This is a genomic window from Mucilaginibacter psychrotolerans (assembly GCF_004519315.1).
Classification (GTDB): domain Bacteria; phylum Bacteroidota; class Bacteroidia; order Sphingobacteriales; family Sphingobacteriaceae; genus Mucilaginibacter; species Mucilaginibacter psychrotolerans.
Genome location: NZ_SOZE01000002.1, coordinates 24,473 through 39,411, shown reverse-complemented (window position 1 = coordinate 39,411; position 14,939 = coordinate 24,473). Strand labels below are relative to the sequence as shown.

17 protein-coding genes are annotated in these 14,939 nt (G+C 47.7%); 12 read left to right on the top strand and 5 right to left on the bottom strand.

Annotated features, from left to right (window positions below):
• The first annotated feature begins 3 nt into the window (after window positions 1–3).
• From E2R66_RS02220 to E2R66_RS02205, 4 genes are all read left to right on the top strand, one after another.
• Complete coding sequence (locus tag E2R66_RS02220) at window positions 4–483, top strand: hypothetical protein (protein ID WP_133226789.1); 480 nt, start codon at window positions 4–6, stop codon at window positions 481–483.
• A complete protein-coding gene (locus tag E2R66_RS02215; protein WP_204985847.1) occupies window positions 470–757 on the top strand; it encodes a LytR/AlgR family response regulator transcription factor in 288 nt (95 codons plus the stop codon). Before E2R66_RS02220 ends, E2R66_RS02215 begins: the two co-directional genes overlap by 14 nt.
• A 176-nt stretch (window positions 758–933) precedes the next feature.
• On the top strand, window positions 934–1,824 hold the full coding sequence (locus tag E2R66_RS02210) for a hypothetical protein (protein WP_133226791.1): 891 nt from the start codon (window positions 934–936) through the stop codon (window positions 1,822–1,824).
• Between the two features lie 120 nt (window positions 1,825–1,944).
• A complete protein-coding gene (locus E2R66_RS02205; protein ID WP_133226793.1) occupies window positions 1,945–2,811 on the top strand; it encodes a 3-keto-disaccharide hydrolase in 867 nt (288 codons plus the stop codon).
• A gap of 88 nt (window positions 2,812–2,899) precedes the next feature.
• Here the strand turns inward: E2R66_RS02205 and E2R66_RS02200 are convergent, their stop codons facing one another.
• The 3 genes from E2R66_RS02200 to E2R66_RS02190 all read right to left on the bottom strand — a co-directional run bounded on the left by E2R66_RS02200 (window position 2,900) and on the right by E2R66_RS02190 (window position 4,417).
• Entirely contained in the window at window positions 2,900–3,805 is a 906-nt protein-coding gene (locus E2R66_RS02200) for a prohibitin family protein (protein WP_133226795.1), read from the bottom strand.
• 107 nt (window positions 3,806–3,912) lie between these two features.
• Window positions 3,913–4,101 (bottom strand): DUF6358 family protein, encoded by a 189-nt coding sequence (locus E2R66_RS02195; RefSeq protein ID WP_133226797.1) that lies wholly within the window; start codon window positions 4,099–4,101, stop codon window positions 3,913–3,915.
• Between the two features lies 1 nt (window position 4,102).
• Window positions 4,103–4,417: a rhodanese-like domain-containing protein gene (locus tag E2R66_RS02190; protein ID WP_133226799.1), complete on the bottom strand. Its 315-nt coding sequence runs from the start codon at window positions 4,415–4,417 to the stop codon at window positions 4,103–4,105.
• Window positions 4,418–4,540: 123 nt separating this feature from the next.
• Here E2R66_RS02190 and E2R66_RS02185 point away from each other — a divergent pair, with 123 nt between their 5' ends.
• From E2R66_RS02185 to E2R66_RS02160, 6 genes are all read left to right on the top strand, one after another.
• A complete protein-coding gene (locus tag E2R66_RS02185; protein WP_133226801.1) occupies window positions 4,541–5,659 on the top strand; it encodes a DUF4407 domain-containing protein in 1,119 nt (372 codons plus the stop codon).
• A gap of 202 nt (window positions 5,660–5,861) precedes the next feature.
• Window positions 5,862–7,727 (top strand): M61 family metallopeptidase, encoded by a 1,866-nt coding sequence (locus E2R66_RS02180; RefSeq protein WP_133226803.1) that lies wholly within the window; start codon window positions 5,862–5,864, stop codon window positions 7,725–7,727.
• Between the two features lies 1 nt (window position 7,728).
• Complete coding sequence (locus tag E2R66_RS02175) at window positions 7,729–9,045, top strand: M20/M25/M40 family metallo-hydrolase (RefSeq protein ID WP_133226805.1); 1,317 nt, start codon at window positions 7,729–7,731, stop codon at window positions 9,043–9,045.
• A gap of 184 nt (window positions 9,046–9,229) precedes the next feature.
• On the top strand, window positions 9,230–9,895 hold the full coding sequence (locus tag E2R66_RS02170; protein WP_133226807.1) for a 3-keto-disaccharide hydrolase: 666 nt from the start codon (window positions 9,230–9,232) through the stop codon (window positions 9,893–9,895).
• A 39-nt stretch (window positions 9,896–9,934) separates the two neighbouring features.
• Window positions 9,935–11,668, top strand: a complete 1,734-nt coding sequence (locus E2R66_RS02165) for a GMC family oxidoreductase (protein ID WP_133226809.1) — start codon at window positions 9,935–9,937, stop codon at window positions 11,666–11,668.
• A 6-nt stretch (window positions 11,669–11,674) separates the two neighbouring features.
• Window positions 11,675–12,310, top strand: a complete 636-nt coding sequence (locus E2R66_RS02160) for a gluconate 2-dehydrogenase subunit 3 family protein (protein WP_133226811.1) — start codon at window positions 11,675–11,677, stop codon at window positions 12,308–12,310.
• A 7-nt stretch (window positions 12,311–12,317) separates the two neighbouring features.
• On the opposite strand, the gene E2R66_RS02155 is transcribed toward E2R66_RS02160, so the two are convergent.
• Entirely contained in the window at window positions 12,318–12,620 is a 303-nt protein-coding gene (locus E2R66_RS02155) for a HigA family addiction module antitoxin (RefSeq protein ID WP_133226813.1), read from the bottom strand.
• 11 nt (window positions 12,621–12,631) lie between these two features.
• Window positions 12,632–12,913, bottom strand: a complete 282-nt coding sequence (locus E2R66_RS02150) for a type II toxin-antitoxin system RelE/ParE family toxin (RefSeq protein WP_133226815.1) — start codon at window positions 12,911–12,913, stop codon at window positions 12,632–12,634.
• 286 nt (window positions 12,914–13,199) lie between these two features.
• Here E2R66_RS02150 and E2R66_RS02145 point away from each other — a divergent pair, with 286 nt between their 5' ends.
• Window positions 13,200–13,946 carry a YdcF family protein gene (locus tag E2R66_RS02145; RefSeq protein ID WP_133226817.1) on the top strand — a complete coding sequence of 249 codons (747 nt, stop codon included), beginning with the start codon at window positions 13,200–13,202 and terminating at the stop codon, window positions 13,944–13,946.
• A 2-nt stretch (window positions 13,947–13,948) separates the two neighbouring features.
• Window positions 13,949–14,938: a glycoside hydrolase family 43 protein gene (locus E2R66_RS02140; protein ID WP_133226819.1), complete on the top strand. Its 990-nt coding sequence runs from the start codon at window positions 13,949–13,951 to the stop codon at window positions 14,936–14,938.
• The last annotated feature ends 1 nt before the right edge of the window (window position 14,939 follow it).

Here is a 14,939-nt window from a genome sequence, read left to right as displayed (position 1 = left end):
ATCATGGCATCCGTTACCACGCAGCAAAACTGGTTCATCAAGTACAAACTGTACCATATCCCATTTTGGATGATGTATAACTACGTACTGTGGGCATTGGCTATCGACAGCCCCTACCGGGCAGCGCAGGATATATTTTTTTCTGTGTATTGGGTTAAATCTTTCTTTTATGTGCTTTTTCCCGCGTTGGTCGTTTACTTTAACCTGTATTTCCTTATCCCCCGGTACTTACAAGAGGGGCGCTATGGTTGGTATATGCTTTTTTTGGCATTGGCCATCATCGTGTCGTCGTTCCTTATTGTTCCGGGATACTTTGTGAGTGCCTGGCTGGCCGGCAGCAACGCCGAAAAGATGTTCGGCATCACCAGCGATTGGAGCGGATTCTATCGTCACGCTAAGGCCGATCCCCTAAAATCAACAACCCGCCGAAGATTACTTCTTCATCAAATGCGGCAGCAAGTACGAAAAGGTGCTCTTCGATGAGATCCTGTATGTAGAGGGCATGCAGAATTATGTTACCATTTACAGCACGCGGGGCAAATACGTTACCATGCTCTCCCTCAAAGTTCTCGAAGAAAAACTCGCCGACAATGCCTTTATCAGGGTGCATAAATCTTTTATCGCAGCCATTGGTAAGATAGATGGCATAGAAGCGGGTGAAATATTCATCGGCAGCAGCCGCATCCCTATCAGCCGCAGCTACCGCGAACAGGTGATAGAGCAAGTAGTCTCTAAAAGGCTTTGGGATAAGAAATAGCGCCAAGCACTTTTGAAAATAATGCGCTGGCGGCTCGTGCGATTGGAAATCTTTACCCTCCCCCCCCACCGGTTTTAGCCCCATCGACATGATATAGCGTGCAATCCCAAAAAATGCTTTAGCTTTACATTTAGGGTTTGCCAAGGCCAAACCACTACCATCCTTTTATTTACCTGATGAAGAAACAGCTTATTGCCCTTATGTATGCCCTGGCCTGTGCCGGGGTTCTCCATGCGCAAAGTCAGCCGGATAAACTGCAGCTTAGCATATCCACAGGTTACCAGCGTGAGGATTTCAAATGGTCGATAGCCGGAAACCAGGACGGGCAGAACCCCAATATCTATTCGGAACTACAATGGAAAAAGCTGGGCGGGCAATCGGTAGCGGCATCCCTGCAATGGAACTTTTGGGGCAGGCTGTTGCTTACCGGCGGATACGAGCGGACGGCTATACAATCGGGCACCGTGCGCGATAACGACTACAACGGAGATAACCGCAGCAACCCGGCATACAACCAACTGTTCTATGCAGACAAAGGCTTCACCCGGGCCATCATCGCCGGGCTCGGGTATAAACTGATAAACACAGATGTGTTTTCGCTTACGCCCTACGCAGGCTATCGCGCCGGCAAACAATCGTTGCATCTGTATGACCGCAGCGGCCAATTTGCCGACCTGAACAGCACGTACGATACCGATTGGAAGGGCCCCTTCGTGAAGGCACTGGCGCAACTGCGGCTCACAAAAAAACTGAGCACTTCGGCGAGCGTCACTTACACCCAGGCTGATTATAAAGCCAAAGCCGACTGGAACCTTATCCCGTCTTTCCAACACCCGGTGAGCTACCGGCATACCGCCAAGGGTTACGGACTGGATGCCGGCGCGGGCCTGCAATATGCCATCACTAAAAATATCGATGTGGTTTTTGGCGCAGGTTACTTTACCTGGCAAACCGGGAAAGGGGTGGATGAGTTGTATCTGACCTCGGGCCAAACCGAAAAAACGCAACTAAACGGGGTGGACCGTAAGGGCTATAAAATCAGCGCCGGGGTAATGTTGGGGTTTTAGAGAAAGGCTAAGATTTTCTTAGATTTTTAAAGAAAAACACCGATTTTACTCCGGTATTTTAGCCCGTTGATGGTGCCCGCACGGATTTATTTACGCAAATTAGTAAACATAAATTATCACATGAAAAAGATATCCGCCTGCCTTTGTTTGATGGTGCTGCTGCTCTCGGGCACGTCGTTCCAACTACCCTCAGAGTGGACCCCACTACTGGATAAAAACCTCAGTAAATGGGAAACTTACCAAAGCTTTTACCACAAAGTAGGCTACAAAGGTAAGCCGCCTGTAGATAGCAATGGTTTGGAAACCAAACCTATAGGGTACAATGTGAATAAAAATAATGTGTTCTCGGTAGTGATGGAAGATGGGCAGCCCATCTTAAAAATTACCGGCGAGATATACGGCTGCATATTTACCAAGCAGGATTTTGCCAATTATCACCTGAAACTGAAATTCCGTTGGGGCACCAAAAAATGGGTGCCCAGGCTGGATGAACTGAAAGACAGCGGGTTACTATACCACTCGCAGGGCAAATGTGGTGTAGAGTGGTTCCGTACCTGGATGCTGAGCCAGGAGTTTCAGGTGGTAGAGAACAGCACCGGCGATTATTGGTCGCAGTCAAGCTCTATGGCAGATGCTAAAGCGCTGAAAGACAGCAGCTACAAATTCAACTCGAACGGGCATTGGACACCCCTCGGCGGCTCTACAGGCAATGGCGGCTTTTGCGAGGCGGGCGCCAAAATGGATAAACCGATTGGCCAATGGAATGAAATTGAGCTGATTACCTACGGCGATAAAAGCCTGCACATCGTAAACGGCAAAGTAGTAATGGCCCTAAAAAACTCCCGCTTTAAAGATGGCGACGTAATAAAACCACTTACACACGGTAAGCTGCAACTACAAAGCGAAGCCGCCGAAGTTTATTATAAGGATATCATGATAAAGCCGATAAAAGAGATACCGGCGGGGTATGCGGGGTATTTTGAATAAACACGAATTGCCACTAACAAATTCGAATTTCACGAATTAAAGCTATTTCGTGAAATTCGCCTAATTCGTGAAATTAATGTCCATATAATTACTTGTCGCTCAGCAATATTGGCGTCCCCTTGTTGTTGCCGATGATGATAACCTTTGCATTTGGCGAGAGTGCAATCGCCTTCTGTGCCAGTATGCTTTCGTACTGTAATTGTTTATCAGATAATCCGGTAGAAAGTATCTTTTGATAATCGGCAATTCCCTGTGCTTCAACCCGTTTTCGGTCGGCTTCCTGGCGTTCTTTCTGCAGCACGAAGGTCATTTTCTGGGCCTCCTGCTCGGCGTTTATCTTCGATTCGATACTGGCTTTTACTGAAGATGGCAAGGAGATATTACGGATCAATATCTGCTCCAGTTCCAGGCCGCGTTTGGTAAAGCTGGCTGCAATGGTGCGGTTTATCCTGTCCTGGAATTCCTGCCTTTTTACGGAGTAGAGGTCTACAGCAGCGTAGTTAACGGCGTTATCGCGTATGGCGGTCCTTGCTACTGCACGCACAATGTTATTCACATAATCCGGCCCGATGCTTTGTAATATAAAAGGTGCCTTGTTAGATCGCACGTTGAACAGTACCGTAAGGTCAACCGTAACTTCCAGACCGTCAGATGATAACACCCGTATGGCATCGTCTCCGGCTATATCACCCTCGTTGTGCTGGGCGCTCATGGTATAGTTTTGGGTGCGCACATCAAAATTGGTAACTTCTACTAAAGGGTTTACAATGTGCAGTCCGCTTTCCAACACATCCGGCTGTACCTTGCCAAACAATACCTGTACGCCAACACGGCCAGAATCTATCACCTTTACCGATGACAGCCCCAAGCCCAACACCGCTATAATCCCGCCGATAACAGTAATAATGCCGCCAAATTTGCCGGCAGGCTCGGGAGAACGTTTTACCAGTGAACCTACAAAAAGAATAATAATGCCAACTATTGCTAAAAACATGGTGGAGTGGGGTTTGAGGTGAGTTTAAACAGAAAGGTATTTAGGTATTAGAACATAACAGCGGCGCATTGTTACCAACGCGCCGCTTTATTTTAATGGAGGATGATTTACGGTTTCCGTGTGGATTCCTTTACCTCTTTAATAAGCTTCATTTTTAGGGCTATAATTACAGCTGCAATAAAAACCGCGGCTAACAAATAAGCGTAATGCCCGCGCGTTACACCCTCGTAGCCAATAACAAGGGCAACAAAAATGCATACATTGTACAGTACGTTTAGCGCTATTTTCTTGCCCATGTTAGTAAACGCTTATAGTTGGGTCAATTTCGGCTTGCCATGCTAAAATGCCGCCTTTTAAATTATAGAGGTTGGTATATCCCTGTGCCTCAAGTTGATGAAGAGCTACCGAGCTGCGTTTGCCACTGCGGCACATCACTACTACCGGCTTGTCTTTCTCAACCTGGTCGGCTTCTATCAGTATGCCGCCCAGCGGGATATGCTTGCCACCCAGGTTAGAGGTTTCATACTCAAAATCCTCGCGAACATCAATCAGTTGAAAATCTTCGCCGCTATCTAATTTCTCTTTTAGTTCCTGTACGCTAATTTCTTTCATCGTAAATATAATTATTAGCCAAAGGTATGTTTTTTCTCCATCAAATAATTGGCCCGTTTTTGTAACAATAAGAGGCTAAGTGCGTTTCATAGGTAATTGTATATAGTACAATTGATCGTATAAATGAAGAAGATTACCCGGTTTTTTTGGTTCTGCTCCGGAGCGCATATAGATACTTTAAAGAAATACCCCATAGAGCATAATAAATACGTAGGTATAGGGGCTACAATATTTTTTACAGCCCTGTTTGCTTCTTTATCAGGTGGTTATGCCATGTATTTCGTATTCAGTGGCGATGCTTTTGCCGTTGGCTTCGCTATACTTTTCGGCCTTTTGTGGGGCACGGCCATCTTTAATATGGATAGATACATCGTATCCAGCATAAACAAAGAGGGCAGCACCAACGCACAGATATTGCAGGCTTCGCCACGTATATTACTGGCCATTATGATTGGCGTGGTGATATCACGCCCACTCGAACTGAAGATTTTCGACAAAGAAATACGTCAGAAACTCAAAACAGCCTATCTAAAAGGGCAACACAGTAAGATAGATTCATTGCAGAAAACCTACTCACAGAAGTATGCACAGGAGCTTGGTAAGAATACGGACCTGAAAAAGGAAAAAGATTCGCTGGAGCGCGACATCAACCGCTCTCGCTTTCAGCTAAATCAGGAGGTTTTTGGGGATAAAACCAATCAAACATCCGGTATCACCGGCTATGGCACCTACGCCAAGCAAAAAGAGCAGGTACTTAAAGAGAAAGAAGAGCGCCTGAAAACCGTTACCGATAACCTGGGGCAGATGGATGCTTACCTCAGCCAACGCAAAGATTATGAGGGTGTTAATTCTACCCGTCTTTTCAACGAGCACCAGTTGGATAGCCTGGCCAATGTGGCGGGTTTTGCCGACCGTAACTGGGCACTGGGCCAATTGTCATACAATACAAACGGCTCGCGCGATTTGGATACTTACCTGGCTATCTCCTTTATCGGGTACCTGTTTATACTGTTCGAGTGTTTGCCGGTGTTCGTAAAGCTCATGTCGCCTAAAGGGCCTTATGATACCGCCATAGCCAAGATTGCCGAGGCGAATATCCATTTTGCAGATAAGGATAAAGACCGCGATATTGCCGTTACCGACAGCACTTACGACCATACCTTGGATACCGACATCGACCGGCGAAAGCGGGTTATCACAGCGCAATCCGAATTCGATTTCGGGCGGCAGCGTTATGATTAATATTTTTTGTATCGTCAAATGGCATTTCTCCACATTTGCATCCTTTTATAGAAAAAGACAAAGTACTTATCTATGAAAGGTAGGCGCGTACTTCTAGCAACCACTCACTGCTCTCTACTCACCATTCTCTCTCCTGTAATAAAATTGATAGAAAACGTTTAGCTATTAAATGTTAACTTCAACGCCGTAATTTACCCATTTCATGAAGAAACTATTTATGCTTACGGCAGCGTCTTTGCTGGCTGTATCGGCTATGGCACAAAAGCAAAAGGCCATTTACTATACCATTTCGTTCCCCAACGCCGTACACCACGAAGCAGAAGTATTGCTTACCATTCCGCAGGCACCCGGCGGCGCACTCAAAATACACATGAGCCGCTCCTCTCCCGGTCGCTACGCTACGCACGAATTCGGCAAGAACATCTATAACTTAAAAGCCACAGGTGCAGATAATGTGCCATTAGTTATCAAACAATTAGAAGGCGACTTTTACGAGATACAGGGAACAACCGAAACCGTAAAAATAAGCTACACCCTTTTTGCCAACTGGACAGATGGCACCTACGCCAGCGTTGATGCCAGCCACGCCCACCTCAATATGCCCGCCACGCTGATGTGGGCCGAAGGGCAAACCGAAAGGCCCATCAAGATACAGTTCAACGATGCTGATAAATACGGCTGGAAAGTAGCAACGCAATTGAAACCCGAAGGAGATAATGTTTACAGTGCGCCAGACCTGCAATACCTCATGGATAGCCCTACAGAGCTATCGGCTTACAAAGTAAACAGCTGGACGGTTGATAATAACGGCAAGCCCGAGAAGATAAACCTCACCACCCACTCAGACGATAACCAGGCGGTGATCGATAATTTTGCCAAAATGGTGCAGCGTATGGTGCTGGAAGAAAAAGCCGTTTTTGGCGAACTGCCCGTTTACGATAACGGCGAATACACCTTTTTGCAGGATGTGCACCCGAATACATCGGGCGATGGCATGGAGCATCGCAACTCTACCATCATCGTACAGCCTGCGCCAAAGGTTGAGGGTTTAGAGAGTAGGTTGATAGGCACGTTCTCGCACGAGTTTTTCCACAGCTGGAACGTGAAACGTATCCGCCCCAAATCATTGGAACCATTCAACTTTACCCATGCCAATATAAGTGCGGAGCTTTGGTTTGCCGAGGGCTTTACCCAATACTACGGCGAATTAGTGTTGGCCAGGGCAGGCATCAACTCGGTTGAAGATTATACCCGCACCGTAGCTAGTTTGGTAAACCAGGTGCTGAACACACAAGGCGCGGCAAAATACTCCCCTGCCGATGCAAGCCGCTACGCGGTGTTTGCCGATGCGGGCGTATCTATCGACCCGAACAACCAAACTAACATGTTTACCAGCTATTATACCTATGGCGGAGCAACGGCTCTCGCGCTCGATTTGCGCCTCCGCAGCGAGCTCCATCTCACGCTGGATGATTACATGCGCCAGGTATGGCTGGCAAGGGGTAAAACCATGCGCCCTTATACCATTGCCGATTTGCAATCTGATTTAGGCAGCCTCACCAAGAACCCCAAATTTGCCGCCGATTTCTTTAAACGCTACATAAACGGAATAGAGAAGAATGATTACGAGGCATTACTGGCTAAAGCCGGCCTGTTGTTGCGCCGTGCGCAGCCGGGCAAAGGCTGGGTTGGCCCCTTAGGAGGTGCCGGTGGCCGTGGCCGTTCCGGCCAAGCGCGTGTGAGCGATGCAGATGGTTTTGCCATCGTATCTAACACCACCGCAGGTACGCCAATATACAAAGCAGGCATTGATGCAGGCGACGTGATAACCAAAGCCGATGGTAAGGATATTAAAGATGCCGCCGCCTTTACCGAGGTAATGGCAGGCAAAAAGCCTGGCGATAAAATTGCCGTTACCTTTAAAAATCGCGCAGGCATACACGAAACCGTCATCACGCTGGAAGAAAACCCGGCCTACGAAGTGGTCCTGTTTGAAAAAGCAGGCCGCGAATTAACCAAAGAACAACAGGATTTCCGCAACAACTGGTTATCATCAAAAGTAAAATAACATGAAGATTAAATTATACGCCGCGCTTGCAGCAATAGCTTTACTGCCAGCCGCGCTGCATGCCCAGACCGGCTATTCCGAAAACGTTAATAAACTGATCAAACAGGATGATGTGGAGCGCATCATCAAAACCCTTAGTGCCGATGATATGCAAGGCCGCGGAACGTTTACGCCAGGTATTGATAAAGCGGCAACTTTTATCGAGGGCGAGTTTAAGGCTGCGGGCATAAAGCCGCTTGCAGGCGCAAAAGGCTTCAGGCAGAACTTCAGCATGCTACGCACAACGCCGGTAAGTGCTAAGGTTACCCTTAACGGCAGCGAATTGCCGGCAGATAAGTTTGCCATAAACGCATCGAGCTCGTTCAATTGGGCTAGCCTTGATGGCGTAGAGGTTGTGAAGATTGCCGCCGGTAAAAACCTGGGAGCCGAATACCAGGCAATATTAAAGAACAACAAGACGAGTATCGTACTGGTAGATACCAGCTACTCGGCTATGTTTAAAAGGCTGGTTGCGCGCGCAAAACGCGGCGGCACTTCTTTTAAGGGCGATGCCAACACAGATAACCCTGTTGTTTTTGTGATGGCCGGTATGGATGATGTAAAATCACTAACCGTTAGTTACGAAGCCAAAACCGAAGAAAAGCCGCTCTTCAACGTTGCGGGCATGATCCCAGGCAAATCAAAGCCAGATGAGTATGTAGTATTCTCGGGCCATTACGATCACCTGGGCATCATTAAACCTATGGATGGTGATAGCATCGCCAACGGTGCCGACGATGATGCATCGGGCACAACGGCTGTTATTGAACTGGCCAAATACTACAAAAAACTGAACAACAACGAGTGTACGCTCATCTTCGTAGCCTTTACGGCAGAGGAAATTGGCGGCTATGGCTCACAGTATTTCTCTAAACAAATGGACCCTGATAAAGTGGTAGCCATGTTCAACATCGAGATGATAGGCAAGGCCTCCAAGTTCGGCGAGAACTCGGCGTTTATCACCGGGTACGAGCGGTCGGATTTTGGCAAGATATTACAAAGCAACCTGGAGGGCACCGCCTTCAAATTCTACCCCGACCCGTATCCGCAACAGAATCTCTTCTACCGCAGCGATAACGCAACCCTCGCCGCTCTGGGCGTGCCCGCGCACACCATCAGTACCGACCAGATCGACACCGATAAACTGTATCATACCGTTAAAGATGAATTCAGCAGTATGGATGTAAGCAACATCGTGGCAACCATAAGGGCCATCGCCTTAAGTTCGCGCTCTATAGTAGCCGGTAAAGATGCGCCTACCAGGATACCAAAGCTGTAAAGATAACATACCGGGAAAGGGGCTCGATAATTCATATGGCACCTTTCCCTGTGCTTACCTTTATTGGGATTGATACTTTTTTAGATTGATTGCGCGTTAACGTAGCATCCAATAAAATAAATACTACTTTTACTACCAAACTAAACAAAAACGCAGCCCGCTCGTGCTGCTAAAACGAAACAGTATGAAAAAATTAATCTTAAGCGCTTTGGCATTATCGGTAATCGGTTTCACGGCATCTGCCCAAAAACAGGTGAAATTATTCGATGGCAAAACCACCACCGGTTGGCATACTTACAATAAAACAGGCGCAGGCGCATGGTCGGTAGTTGATGGTGCTTTGCAGCTCGACCCGAAATCTGCAGAGGCAGCAGATTTGCTTACCGATGCCGAATATGAAAACTTTGAGCTAAGCATAGATTGGAAAATTGCCGAGGGCGGCAACAGCGGCATCATCTTCGGCGTGCACGAAGACCCGAAATTGGGCGCCACTTACCTTACCGGTATAGAAATGCAGGTGCTGGATAACAAGGAGGCTGAAGACAATAAAAACCCTACCCACCTGGCAGGCAGCTTATATGATATGAAGGGCGCCCCGGCTACCGCAGCAAAGCCAGCGGGCCAGTGGAACAAAGTAAAATTGCGTAAAGAAAATGGCCACCTTACTTTTTGGCTTAATGGCGTACAAACCGTTGACGTAACCATAGGCAGCCCCGAGTGGACGGAAATGCTGAACGCCAGCAAATTCAAAACCTGGGCAGATTTTGCCAAATACCCTAAGGGCCATATTGCGTTACAAGGCCACGGCGCGGTAGTTTGCTACAAGAATATCAAAATTAAACAACTATAGTTAAGCCATTTATAAACCCATTAACCGGGATATTTCCAGATGGAAGATTTACAGATAAAAAAATCAGGTACCACGTACGATGTGGTGGTGGTTGGTTCGGGCGCAGGCGGTGGTATGGCTGCCTATGTACTGGCCAACGCAGGCGTTAAGGTTTTAATGCTGGAGGCCGGCCCGTTCTTCGACCCGCAAAAAGACTCGATGCAGTTGAAATGGCCATGGGAATCGGCTCGCAGGGGTGCAAGTAGCACCCGTCCGTTCGGCGATTTCGATGCGGCATTCGGTGGCTGGGAAATAGAAGGCGAACCTTATACTACAACAGATAAAACAGAATTTTACTGGTTCCGCTCGCGTATGCTGGGTGGGCGTACCAATCACTGGGGCCGCATCAGCCTGAGGATGGGTCCGCAGGATTTCCAACCGACAGACGGCCTTACCGACCCCTGGCCAATAACCTATGACGATGTAAAACCCTTTTACGATAAAGTAGACAGGCTGATAGGCATCTATGGCACCAAAGAAAATATAGAAAGCGAACCGGATGGCATCTTTTTGCCTCCGCCAAAACCGCGCTTAAACGAACTGTTTATAACGCAGGGTGCGCGCAAAGCGGGTGTAAAGGTTATCCCGGGCCGCGGCTCGGTACTTACCGAAGCCCTGCCGGGCAATAAAGACCGCGGTGCGTGTTTTTTCTGCGGACAATGCGGGCGCAGCTGCAAAATCTATGGCGATTTCTCGGCATCATCTTGCCTGGTTATCCCGGCCATCAAAACGGGCAACCTAAAAGTTATACCCAACGCAATGGTGCGCGAGGTATTGACGGATAAGGACGGCCTGGCCACGGGCGTATCGTACGTTAGCAAAGATGATATGCAGGAGTACCAGGTAAATGCCAAAACGGTAATACTGGGTGCCAGCGCGGGCGAATCTGCGCGTATATTGCTCAACTCCAAATCATCAGCACATCCGGGCGGTTTGGCCAACAGCAGCGGTGTGGTAGGCAAGTACCTGCACGATTCTACTGGCTCGAGCGCAGGTGGCTTTTTGCCGCAGTTGCTAGATCGCAAACGCTATAACGAAGATGGCGTAGGCAGCGTGCACATCTACTCGCCTTGGTGGCTGGATAATAAGAAACTCAACTTTCCGCGTGGGTACCATATCGAATACGGCGGTGGCTTGCATATGCCATCTTACGGCTTCGGCTTCGGCATGCAAAATATGAATGGTTTAGTGCCCGACAGGAACGGCAAAACCAAAGATGCCGGTGGTTACGGCGCATCGCTTAAGGATGATTACCGCCGCTTTTTTGGCACGCAGGTGGGCATGGCCGGCAGGGGTACCGCTATTGCGCGTAAAGAGAATTATTGCGAGATAGACCCTAATGTGGTAGATAAATACGGCATCCCGGTGCTGCGTTTCAACTACACCTGGACAAACGACGAGATTAACCAGGCCAAGCACATGCAGGATACCTTTGAAGAGGTATTGCATAACATGGGTGCCATACACGGCCCTAAACAAGGGGCAGACACCAATTACGGATTGGAAGCACCGGGCAAGATCATCCACGAGGTTGGTACTATCCGCATGGGCAACGATCCTTCCAAATCGGCATTGAACAAGTATTGCCAGGCACATGATTGCCGCAACCTGTTCGTGGTAGATGCCGCACCTTTTGTGCAGCAGGGCGATAAAAATGCCACCTGGACCATCCTGGCACTAAGCATGCGCACCGCAGATTATATTTTGGCTCAACGTAAAAAACTTAATATATAACGCATCATGAACAGACGCGACTCCTTAAAAGCACTTGGCCTGGGCACCCTATCGGCAACGGTATTGCTGGATGCCTGCAAAACGCCCGATAATAACAACGCACCGGCAACCGTAGCCGATGGTGCTGCCGCTACGCCCGGCCGCCAACCCGCAGAAGTTGAACGGGAAAAGAAGCTGTTGGCCGATAAGTTTTTTACCGACCATGAAATGGCTACCATAGCTGTGCTGGCAGATATCATCATCCCGAAAGATGATAAATCGGGCAGTGCAACGGATGCCAAAGTGCCTGAATTCATAGAATTCATTGTAAAAGATATACCCGAGCACCAGCTGCCCATGCGCGGCGGCTTACGCTGGCTGGATGTGCAATGCCTTAACCGCTTTGGCAAAACTTTCGTAGCGAGTACTTCTGCGCAGCAAATACAACTGGTAGACCAGATCGCCTACCCTGCGAAGGCCAAGCCCGAAATGCAGCAAGGCGTAGCGTTCTTTAACCGCATGCGCGATTTAACCGCCACCGGCTTCTTCACTACGAAAATGGGGATACAAGACATTGGCTTCGCAGGCAACTCGCCCAACAAATGGGAAGGCGTACCTGCAGATGTATTAAAGCAATACGGGATGGAAAACGTGGTGGTGTAGATAAAAATCAGGCGGCCGGTTCGGCGGAGTGCATACGACGTACGTTCCCGGCCCGGCCGCTTTGCTTTACCTTCCAGATATCGTATTTCTTTTGCATATCAAGCCAAAACTCTGCGCTAACGCCAAAACCGTTTTCCAGGCGCACGGCCATTTCTGCGGAAATGGCAGAAACCTCATTCACTACTTCAGATAATTGTTTCCTGCTTACGGCAAGGCCATCTGCTGCTTTTGTAATCGACAGCTTCATTTCCTTTAATATGTCTTCACGAAGCACGGCTCCGGGATGTACGGGTGGCATTTCACGTTCCATTGCTGATTTTTTTAATGGTAATCGACGTAATCAATATCGAAAGCATTTTCGTCCTCGAACCTAAAAATTATGCGATAATTTCCGGTAATGGTTACCGACCAAAAACCTTTTAATTCTCCACTTAGCAAATGCAACCTGTAACCGGGTATTGCTTTTATCGGATCTAGATTTTTGGCAGTATCTAATGCAGAAAGCACACGCTTAATTTTATCTATTTGTTCTGACGGTAGTATAGCAGGATTATTCTTCTCCCAAAGGAGGCGCAGTCCTTTATGACTAATGCTAGCAATCATAAACAAATATACATGAAACCCCTGAGGTTACGAATGTTAAAATTAATTGCCAGTCAACTAAATCACTTAGCTTACCATATGGCGCCGCCAATTTAATATAATAAAGCCCGGGCGTACTTAAACGCCACGGGCCTGTCATCACTCACCATCTTGTGCAAACGCATTCGCCCCTTTTTGCTTCCTGCGTTCAAACTGTTTCGTTTCAGTTATCAGACGCGTATAATAAATTGCAGGTTACACCCCGTTTAACATAAAAATAAGTTAAATTGTACCGCCATTTAAAGCCATGTATTTTATCCTCTCCAAAGTATTATATATCCTGATACTGCCTTTTATGTGGGCTTTTGGTTTGCTGGTGTATGCCATCGTCACCCAAAACCTTAAAAGGCGGCGTAAAATGCTGATTGCTGCGGTGGTCATTATTTATGTTTTCGGCAACCCCTTGCTGGTTAAGTATTACTCAAACCTATGGGATGTAAAGGCTTATAACCCCGGCAATACCAAATTCAGCAGCATTATTTTATTGGGCGGATTCGTATCTGAGGATGAGAATAAGCATGGCTTTTTCAACGATGCCGACGACCGCTACACCGAGGCCGTAAAACTGCTGCAGGCGGGTACTGCATCGCATCTGTTGTTTACCGGCGGCAATGGCAACCTCAACCCCGATGGTTTCCAGGAAGGGTTATTCGTGCAGGCAGAGTTGCGTAAGCTTAACATCCCCGATAGTTTGGTACTGATAGAGAGCCATGCCCGTAATACTTTCGAAAATGCTTCGCTCTCTAAACCCCTCCTGCAAAAATCAGGATTAAAACCGCCTTACCTGTTGGTTACATCGGCTTTCCATATGCGGCGGGCACTGCTCATTTTCAAAAAGGCGGGCATCCCGGTTGTGGCTTATCCTTGCGATTATGATACAACCAACCGTGGCAGCGTATCTTTTATGGATATATGGCCCGATACCGGCGTGTTTGGCAAATGGAACATTTATATTAAAGAATTAATCGGCTACATCGTAGCATCGTTAAAATAAGCATGAAACGAATACTTATAACTATATCCTTACTATCGGCCCTTGCACCTCAATTCGCATCGGCACAAAAATCTGCTAAGAAAAAAACATCGGGCAACCCCATTGCACAAGGTTGGTATGCCGACCCGGAAGCTACCATTTTTGGTAAAAATTATTGGGTTTATCCAACTTACTCTGATAAGTACGAAAAGCAGGTTCATTTCGATGCCTTTTCCTCGCCCGATCTGGTGAACTGGACCAAGCACGCCAACGTGCTCGATTCCTCCAATGTGAAATGGGCAAAACGCGCCATGTGGGCACCCGCCATTGTTAAAAAAGACGGCAAATACTACTTCTTTTTTGGTGCCAATGATATCCAGAACGACCAAACACTTGGCGGCATAGGCGTTGCTGTTGCCGATAAGCCCGAAGGCCCATTCAAAGATTATTTGGGCAAGCCTTTGATAGATAAATTTTACAACGGTGCACAGCCAATAGACCAATTTGTGTTTAAGGATACCGACGGGCAGTACTACATTATTTATGGCGGCTGGCAGCATTGCAATATCGCGAAGCTGAACAGCGATTTTACCGCCATAGTACCCCTTGCCGATGGCACCCTATTCCGCGAGATTACGCCTGAAGGTTACGTAGAGGGCCCGGTAATGTTTACCCGTAAAGGCAAATACTACTTTATGTGGAGCGAAGGGGGCTGGACAGGCCCCGATTATCGCGTAGCCTATGCCGTTGGCGATAACGTAAACGGTCCCTTCAAAAAGATAGATGTGATTTTAAAGCAGGACCCAAGTGTGGCAACCGGCGCGGGTCATCACTCGGTAATTAATGTACCGGGTACCGACGATTGGTATATTGTTTACCATCGCCGCCCATTAACCGAAACCGATGGCAACCACCGTGTAACCTGTATAGATAAAATGGTGTTTAATGCCAACGGGCTGATATTGCCTGTAAAAATTACTAACGAAGGTGTAACGCCCAGAAAGATAAAATGAT

Excerpts from the sequence above, each read along its gene's own strand:
- E2R66_RS02220 (WP_133226789.1), top strand. The coding sequence starts at position 4 with ATGGCATCCGTTACCACGCAGCAAAACTGGTTCATCAAGTACAAACTG.
- E2R66_RS02210 (WP_133226791.1), top strand. The coding sequence starts at position 934 with ATGAAGAAACAGCTTATTGCCCTTATGTATGCCCTGGCCTGTGCCGGG.
- E2R66_RS02205 (WP_133226793.1), top strand. The coding sequence starts at position 1,945 with ATGAAAAAGATATCCGCCTGCCTTTGTTTGATGGTGCTGCTGCTCTCG.
- E2R66_RS02200 (WP_133226795.1), bottom strand. The coding sequence starts at position 3,805 with ATGTTTTTAGCAATAGTTGGCATTATTATTCTTTTTGTAGGTTCACTG.
- E2R66_RS02195 (WP_133226797.1), bottom strand. The coding sequence starts at position 4,101 with ATGGGCAAGAAAATAGCGCTAAACGTACTGTACAATGTATGCATTTTT.
- E2R66_RS02190 (WP_133226799.1), bottom strand. The coding sequence starts at position 4,417 with ATGAAAGAAATTAGCGTACAGGAACTAAAAGAGAAATTAGATAGCGGC.
- E2R66_RS02185 (WP_133226801.1), top strand. The coding sequence starts at position 4,541 with ATGAAGAAGATTACCCGGTTTTTTTGGTTCTGCTCCGGAGCGCATATA.
- E2R66_RS02180 (WP_133226803.1), top strand. The coding sequence starts at position 5,862 with ATGAAGAAACTATTTATGCTTACGGCAGCGTCTTTGCTGGCTGTATCG.
- E2R66_RS02175 (WP_133226805.1), top strand. The coding sequence starts at position 7,729 with ATGAAGATTAAATTATACGCCGCGCTTGCAGCAATAGCTTTACTGCCA.
- E2R66_RS02170 (WP_133226807.1), top strand. The coding sequence starts at position 9,230 with ATGAAAAAATTAATCTTAAGCGCTTTGGCATTATCGGTAATCGGTTTC.
- E2R66_RS02165 (WP_133226809.1), top strand. The coding sequence starts at position 9,935 with ATGGAAGATTTACAGATAAAAAAATCAGGTACCACGTACGATGTGGTG.
- E2R66_RS02160 (WP_133226811.1), top strand. The coding sequence starts at position 11,675 with ATGAACAGACGCGACTCCTTAAAAGCACTTGGCCTGGGCACCCTATCG.
- E2R66_RS02155 (WP_133226813.1), bottom strand. The coding sequence starts at position 12,620 with ATGGAACGTGAAATGCCACCCGTACATCCCGGAGCCGTGCTTCGTGAA.
- E2R66_RS02150 (WP_133226815.1), bottom strand. The coding sequence starts at position 12,913 with ATGATTGCTAGCATTAGTCATAAAGGACTGCGCCTCCTTTGGGAGAAG.
- E2R66_RS02145 (WP_133226817.1), top strand. The coding sequence starts at position 13,200 with ATGTATTTTATCCTCTCCAAAGTATTATATATCCTGATACTGCCTTTT.
- E2R66_RS02140 (WP_133226819.1), top strand. The coding sequence starts at position 13,949 with ATGAAACGAATACTTATAACTATATCCTTACTATCGGCCCTTGCACCT.